Annotated in this window: 5 protein-coding genes and 1 pseudogene; 4 read left to right on the top strand and 2 right to left on the bottom strand. The window is 46.0% G+C overall.

Translation table 11 applies throughout. From position 1 onward, the window contains the following. Positions 1–246: 246 nt before the first annotated feature. Both Q1V74_RS10710 and Q1V74_RS10715 read left to right on the top strand, forming a co-directional pair. Positions 247–1,446, top strand: coding sequence for a site-specific integrase (locus Q1V74_RS10710; protein ID WP_300648810.1), 1,200 nt, complete (start codon positions 247–249; stop codon positions 1,444–1,446). 252 nt (positions 1,447–1,698) lie between these two features. Next, positions 1,699–2,991, top strand: a complete 1,293-nt coding sequence (locus Q1V74_RS10715) for a hypothetical protein (RefSeq protein ID WP_300648812.1) — start codon at positions 1,699–1,701, stop codon at positions 2,989–2,991. A 242-nt stretch (positions 2,992–3,233) separates the two neighbouring features. On the opposite strand, the gene Q1V74_RS10720 is transcribed toward Q1V74_RS10715, so the two are convergent. Then, positions 3,234–3,527, bottom strand: a complete 294-nt coding sequence (locus tag Q1V74_RS10720; protein ID WP_300648814.1) for a hypothetical protein — start codon at positions 3,525–3,527, stop codon at positions 3,234–3,236. Between the two features lie 322 nt (positions 3,528–3,849). On the opposite strand from Q1V74_RS10720, the pseudogene Q1V74_RS10725 reads away from it, so the two are divergent. Then, a pseudogene (locus Q1V74_RS10725) lies at positions 3,850–4,293 on the top strand (tyrosine-type recombinase/integrase); the annotation flags it as partial. 225 nt (positions 4,294–4,518) lie between these two features. Further along, the gene (locus tag Q1V74_RS10730) at positions 4,519–5,625 is read left to right on the top strand and encodes a hypothetical protein (RefSeq protein WP_300648816.1); all 1,107 of its coding nucleotides are present in this window, start codon (positions 4,519–4,521) and stop codon (positions 5,623–5,625) included. 172 nt (positions 5,626–5,797) lie between these two features. On the opposite strand, the gene Q1V74_RS10735 is transcribed toward Q1V74_RS10730, so the two are convergent. Next, positions 5,798–6,431 (bottom strand): helix-turn-helix domain-containing protein (locus tag Q1V74_RS10735; RefSeq protein ID WP_300648818.1); only part of this gene is annotated, 634 nt, incomplete at its 5' end.

The following is a 6,431-nucleotide window of genomic DNA, read 5'->3' on the forward strand; positions in this document are numbered from 1 at the left end:
CGGGCTTTTTTGTTTTTTTGGGTAGTAGGATCTGGCACTGACTAGCAGCCTAAAGCACGATTTATTTGTGGTATGAAACTTGGTACTATGGGTCGTAAATACCATAGATCATGCTGATACCATGCAGGGCTTTTGAGCAGGAGCATGGTATTAGAAATTTATAACTTATTGTTTTTTCTTCCTTTTCTCTGATTTTTTGATGCGATATTTGCTCATGGTATCAGAAGGGGGTAAGGAGCCGTGCTGATGCTAACTGATACCAAGCTCAGAAATCTTAAGCCTAAAGACAAGCTGTACAAAGTTAATGACCGAGATGGGCTGTATGCTGCTGTCACCCCTGCAGGTACCATTTCGTTTCGCTACAACTACAGTATCCATGGCAGGCAAGAGACCATTACCTTTGGCCGTTACGGCTTGGGTGGCATCACGCTAGCCGAGGCGCGCGAGCAACTAGGCGAAGCCAAAAAGATGATCGCCGCAGGCAAATCCCCAGCCAAAGAAAAAGCCCGTGCCAAGGCCCGGATCAAAGATGCCGATACTTTCGATGCGTGGGCACAAAAGTGGTTGCGTGGCTATCAGATGGCCGACTCCACACGTGATATGCGCCGTTCAGTCTATGAGCGCGAGCTGCTGCCTAGATTTGGAAAAATGAAGCTACAAGAAATTGGCCACGAGGATCTACGCGCCTTGACGGACCATATCGTAGAGCGAGGTGCACCGGCAACCGCCGTACATGCGCGTGAGTTGGTGCTACAAATCTTCCGCTGGGCGATTGAACGCGGCCAAAAAGTGGATAACCCTGCTGAATTGGTACGCCCAGCCAGTATCGCCCGATTTGAGCCGCGTGATAGGGCCTTAACACCAGAAGAAATTGGCCTGATGTATCAATATATAGAAAGAATTGGTACATCCCCCTCTATACGAGCCGCCGCTAAGCTCTTGTTGTTGACTATGGTGCGCAAGAGTGAGCTAACCAATGCCACATGGAGCGAGATCAACTTCACCGAAGCACTATGGACTATCCCCAAAGAGCGCATGAAACGTCGCAATCCTCATTTGGTGTTCTTGTCCCGCCAAGCACTGGATATCTTCATTGCGTTAAAAACCTTTGCGGGTGGGTCGGAGTACGTGCTGCCATCACGCTATGACACCGATAAGCCCATGAGCAGCGCGACACTGAATCAGGTGCTGACCTTAACCTATCGACTGGCACAAAAAGAAGGGCAACCCCTAGCGAAGTTTGGGCCACATGATTTAAGACGTACGGCGAGCACCTTGCTGCATGAGGCAGGGTACAACACCGACTGGATTGAAAAATGTCTAGCGCACGAACAACGGGGGGTGAGAGCGGTGTACAACAAGGCGGAGTATAGGGAACAGCGGGCTGAAATGTTGCAGGACTGGGCGGATATGATTGATGGGTGGACGGCTAGGATTGCTCGTTGATTTATAACAGTAACCTGTAAGCGTTGTCGGACGAGATAGAATCGAGCTTGCAACTACCGCTTTCGGCCAGAAGCAGTCATTCCACGCCGGAGTTAAATAGTCTTGACGCAGGGGCATGGAAACGTAGACCTAGGCGGACCAACATTCTTAAACGAGTCTGTTACGATTACTCAACACTACATCCTGCACCCCGTCCTCGGTACAGGTTTTTTCCAATCTTAATCGTCCTCCTGAGTTGAAGGCTATTATCTTATGAAAATGAAGGCGAAGAAATTTCCAATGAAGACCATTAGTCAGGAGTTACAAAAAGAAGCTATCTCCTCAAGTGCTAGGCTGTTCTACATCCTTGTAACCATGATAATAATTTATGTTTTCGCGGGAATAAATAAAATTGACCGAAATGAGGCAATGGATAATTTGAGGTCTCTGAGTATTATCCATGCATTGATTCTTCTTTCTGAAGGGAGCACTCAACACAGAGAGATGCCTCGTCGGGAATTAACGAGGTTCCATTCGCGTGCGAGGGCTGAAGTTGTTCAAAATGGATTTATTCTTCCAGATAAATTTGATAATAGGACAATTCAAAAGGCAGGTCTCCATGAAGTTCCAATGAGATTTGCGCCCGTTGCCACTTGCGAAATTTCCGTAGTTGAAGGGGAGCAGGGGGTAACGTTCTTTGGCATCAGTAGTTACATCGCAGGCGGCTTGCACAGAATCTCTAGTGAGAATTCTCGTTTAGTTAGTTTTGGACGCTGTATTGGGGGTTATGGCCCGGATTTTCATGCCTGGCTGTTTAAGGATGAAAAAGGCGACATTCTTGTAGGACTCCCCGAATCATTTCAAAACTCCTTTCCTAAATTACGCCCGCCGAAACCTGCAGAGCTATACGTTATTGAAGAAACCGATGAAATTAAGAGTCTGCTTCCGTTGATTGTGCAGGATTACTTGAAAGTTGTCGAACCTTTTGTGCTGGTCCACATTCAAGTGCTACGACATGTTATCTTGCAATACGCAGCGGAGAGGCGTGGAGTTTTTTACAGTGCGGATGAGTTAGGAACTGCAGTATCCAGGCTCTTTGAAGAAGTTGAGGCGCGGACCGGTTTCATAGGGATCAACGCGACGAATACCTCGATTATCCGATTTGGGCCGATAGTCATCTTTATCATTGCGTGGGAGTTGTGGCGGCGCGTACGACGAATCGAACCGACAGTCAGACACGACTCAACTTGGTTTCCATTCGACGTACAATTTCCCTTGGCAGTGGCGATGGCATCGGCTTTCGCTTTAGCACCGTTCGTTTCCGGGTTGTTGGTCACATACTTCTTTATTGAGTCTCAAGAGCTGGGGATAATCATTTTTGATCGGATGGTAACGCTCTCTGGAATTCTGACTTTCGATTTTCCCATGGCACCGGGGCCAGGATGGATCAGCACTGACTATTGGGCGCTTGCTCTCATCCCACTGTTTGTTACTTTGGTTGGTTTACTGTTATTTACATCATTTAGATTGCTTGCGATTATTAGAATTAATGCGCGAAAGCTCTAGTAATTGTCTCCTTGGTTTCAGACTGTGCAACGACTCTAGAAATACGTTCAGTTCAGAGGTTGAAAGCCCTGCTTGCCGGACGTTAAACTTCCGCTTTGGATCGTTTTCTGCCTGATAAAGCTGGGACTAAATCTGAGTCAGAGATTTTTAGCCCCTAAAATTTTCCTTTATGTTTTACGGTAAATGGAATGTTTTTGGGATAGACGATAGTGCTTTTGATATGGACTGACGATTATTAACACCTAATTTTTTAGTAATCTGCGATTGATTAAGCCCTCTTTTTGGAGTGCCGGTATTTGTTTTTTTTGATTTGTCAGCGGAGCATCAACCATCAATCGAACTAGGTTACGTAGTTCGGTTTTGTCGGCTGGCTGTATAGTCTGACCTAGAAAATAGAGATAAAAGTAATCATCTACTAGTGGGTCGCCGGAGGCGGCGTGTGGTGTGGCTCGGTTCGCACATTGACGCGAGAGTCGGCCAAGCTCGAGATCAAACTGTGCAATAGAAGGAGTTGCTTTTTTATATACGGGATTCAATGATCCATCCTGTAGCTTAGGCTGGTGTGAAGCACAGTATAAGTGGCTGAATCGTAATTTATCATCTATTCCGCGTGAAGAGTCATTATCGTCTGCGAAGGATTTTAGACTTGTGGCTGCACCGTAGAATCGGCAGAATTTTTTAGGGCATCTGCCATTTAAACCTAACGTTTCGCATAGTCTGTTTTACTGTTTGCTTAGAGGCACGGTCCCAAGCTAACTCGATTAGAGATTCGAATGTGGCGACAAAGCATTTATCCACGATGTCTTGCTTATTTTCCGTTTTGATAAATTGTCGTAGTAATAGACGCTGTGAGTGAGCGAGAGCCTGAAACGCCGCGATCTCCATTTGATGTTGTTGTCCCGGCAAGCGCTGGATATCTTCATTGCTTTAAAAACCTTCGCAGATGGGTCGGAATACGTGCTGTCATAACGCTATGACACCGATAAACCCATTAGTAGCGTGACACTGAGTCAGTTTCTGAGCTTAACCTACCGGCTGGCACAAAAGGAAGGGCAGCCTCTAGCGAAGTTTGGATTGCATGATTTAAGGCGAGCGAGCACCTTGCTGCATGAGGCAGGGTACAACACCGACTGGATTGAAAAATGTCTAGCGCACGAACAACGAGGCGTGAGAGCGGTGTATAACAAGGCGGAGTATAGGGAGCGGCGGGCTGAACTGTTACAGAATTGGGCGGATATGATTGAGGGGTGGACTGCTGGATGTGCTCGCTGGGCTTTTGCTGAAATCAAAGGCTGTCGGTAAATATTGTCGGGCGTGATATAGTCGAGCTAGAAACTACCGCTTTTGGTCATGAGCTGAAGTTCGGTAACCCTTAAAGATCAGTGATGATTTGATAAAAAGAGATTAGGGTTTGAGAAGAAGTAGGAAATCAATGCAACAGCATAATAATTTAGATCGGGTGCATTTTCTTGTAAAATCTCACGGTGCACAACACATACTGATAGTTGCTATCAGAGTCAATTGAATATGGATAACACTAAATTCGAGAAACAAATAATCAAAACTGGCTTCGTTCTTGAGCACAATATTTCTACTGCATTGAGACGAAAAGGCTGGAGTGTTATCAGCAACAAATACTATCTTGATGATAATGAAGAGACCGTCCGAGAGATTGATCTTATAGCCTATAAGGCTACCAAAGTTCAGCACTTTTTTGTGTATACCGCGTTAGTTATTAGCTGCAAGAAGAATGAGGCTAATGTGTGGGCACTACTATCTCGTCCTCTCGACAAAAGCGACCCTAATAGAAACTGGAATCCGGTCCATGCGTGGACCAATGACAAAGCGTTGGGGTTTCAGTTATCTCAGCCGGATTTTGGTGCCGACTATCACACCAAAGGTGGGGAAAAGGTCCTGAGAGCTCTCGCAGATCCCATGTTTGATATATTCGCCTTTCAGGAAATGTGTCGTCAATCTGGCGCTCCCAAAAACGACAAGGCGATATTCAACTCTGTAACATCACTCATGAAAGCGCAAGCCTATGAGCTCAGAGCACTACCAACTAGGAAGACAGTTCCATCGATTTATCATTTCTCATTGATTTCAGTAATTGATTCAGAGATGATTAGGCTTTTATTTGATGGTGATGATTTAAGTGCATCAGACCTTTGCTCAGAGCAATATTTAGCAAACTACATCATAGATAAGAAGCAAAATGTCTCACGGATTAGATTCCTCCGAGCAAAGGAATTCGAGGAGACGATTTCAGATTACGACGAACTTCACGCTTTCAATTGCAAGGTGTTTTCCGACTATTGCGATGATTTTTACGAGGGAGTACTTGAGGATTGGAATAGAACCAAAATTTTTATCGAAAAATTCAGAAAAGATGTTTGGTGGGGTTTGCACTGGCGCATCTACAAGACATACAACATAAATTTAAAAAAAGAGACTATTAGTTTGTCTTGGTGCTATGAGGATCGCGTTGTTGTGGTCACTCTTCCGCTTGAGGACGAACATTTAGATTTTCTTAATGAGGATGCAGAATCAAGAAAGACCGTTACGAGGGCACTTGAGAGTATCTATCGATACAAAGGCTCATTCTTATTCGCAGAAGATGATATTCCTTTTTAGAAAAAATTCGTTATTGACCCACTGCGATCACTGCAGCGGCGCCACGTGTTCGAGGAGACAAGGTCGAGCCTACTGGCAGCAACGGGTCGAAAGTCGCCACCACATGAGTGAATCTACAGATGGCGCACTTAGTTTTCCATGAGGCACTTTGTAAGTGCAGTCTATGTTTAAGCTAGCTAGTTGCATGGTGCTTGTACCGTTTAATAGCCGCCGATACCGCCTGACGTGATATACCTAGCTCTCGTGCAACCTCAGATTGGTTCATACCTTGGGTTAGGAGCGCTTGAATGGTGCTCGCTGTCGATCGTGGTGTCTTAGTCTCTTGCACCAGCCTATAAGCCTCACGTCTGACATAAGCATGTGCCTCAATATCCCAAGGCGATAAAGACATGGTGTTGATGCCTTGTGACCAGATCGCTTCCATCAAATTCTCATACTCGGCCATGAATCGTCGGTCACGTTGGTAGGCGCGTCGGGCCTCATCGCTGCGTCTAGGGTTGTGCATTTCGCAATACAGTTTGCTTGGTTTTGCCGCTTTATCATCTTGCCCAGGCTTGCGGGAGCTCCAAGCTAGCTCACCATGTTTTGCCCATTCTTGATATAGGGTTATCCGTTCCACACAATCCCTAAAGCCCTCTACAGAACGGTCGTTGCGCATCTCAATTACGTCACAGTATTGGCTATATAGGCGGGATGCGGTGTAGCGCCCTAGTTCGCCTGTTAGGGCTTTTTCATAGCGTTCCACTATGGCGTCCGCTTTTTTGCGGGCGGCTTCTCTCATTGCGGGCGTGATATCGACAATTTTT

The sequence above is a fragment of the Paenalcaligenes sp. genome (assembly GCF_030152715.1).
Classification (GTDB): Bacteria; Pseudomonadota; Gammaproteobacteria; order Burkholderiales; family Burkholderiaceae_B; genus Paenalcaligenes; species Paenalcaligenes hermetiae.

Bases quoted from the DNA above. Each gene is read 5' to 3' on its own strand.
- Q1V74_RS10710 (WP_300648810.1), top strand. From the start codon at position 247: ATGCTAACTGATACCAAGCTCAGAAATCTTAAGCCTAAAGACAAGCTG.
- Q1V74_RS10715 (WP_300648812.1), top strand. From the start codon at position 1,699: ATGAAAATGAAGGCGAAGAAATTTCCAATGAAGACCATTAGTCAGGAG.
- Q1V74_RS10730 (WP_300648816.1), top strand. From the start codon at position 4,519: ATGGATAACACTAAATTCGAGAAACAAATAATCAAAACTGGCTTCGTT.